This window comes from Candidatus Hydrogenedentota bacterium (assembly GCA_016791475.1).
Lineage (GTDB): Bacteria > Hydrogenedentota > Hydrogenedentia > Hydrogenedentales > JAEUWI01 > JAEUWI01.
Map to the genome: position 1 here is coordinate 1 of JAEUWI010000149.1, position 842 is coordinate 842.

Annotated in this window: 1 protein-coding gene; it reads right to left on the reverse strand. The window is 43.5% G+C overall.

Annotation, left to right across the window (positions count from 1 at the left end; genetic code table 11):
* A partial coding sequence (locus JNK74_28380) for a phytanoyl-CoA dioxygenase family protein (protein ID MBL7650105.1) occupies positions 1–732 on the reverse strand: 732 nt, incomplete at its 3' end.
* Between the last annotated feature and the right edge of the window lie 110 nt (positions 733–842).

Consider the following 842-nt stretch of genomic DNA (forward strand, 5'->3'; position numbering starts at 1 on the left):
CAGATCAACCGGAATTTTCCACGCTGTGGATGTTTCATTGTAGGCAAGATTGGATTGGGAACAGTAGCACGAAATAATTGACCATCTCGGTTTATCCGAAAGATTAGCCTCGGACCGATGCAGAAGATTACTGTGAAAGATCAGCGCATCACCGGGATTAAGATTGCAGTAAATCAACTCCATCGTTTTTAAGGCATTGTTCACAAAGACCAGATCGGCACCCACCTGTTCGCCTGCAAAACCATGATTGACCCGACCCAATTTATGTGATCCTTTTATTATCTGAAGGCATCCGTTTTCCTTGTTCGCTGGCGTAAGTGCCACCATAACACTGATCAATTGATCGGGAAACATAAACTGATTTTTATACCAGTAGCCGTAATCCTGGTGCCATTCCCACGCCCCGCCAACCCTTGGCTCCTTTTGCATCAGTTTAGAATGAAAGTGACAAACAGGCGTATCGCTATCCAGCAAAGGTTCTATGGAACGAATAATCCTATTGCTTCGCGTCATGTACCCGAAGACATCATTTCCGGGTGTAAACCACAATGAAAGCTTTGTTTTCTTGCCGGTCTGATCATTTAGGTCGAGTGCATTTTTGCGCATGGCATCATCTTCCAGCGCAGTACTATAGAGTTTGTCTACCTCGGCTGCTGTGAACAGATTTCGAAGGATAACATACCCATCCTTTCTATAGGATTGGATCAGCTCAGGTGAAGTGGATAAGTACATAGTTATTTTGGAATCTTGTTATAAGATAGGATGCGAATTTCAGTTAAAGAAGGTTTTTGGTAGGTTCTCGCGGGCAAACCAATCATCAACACGTTTTGGACAGAAATAAA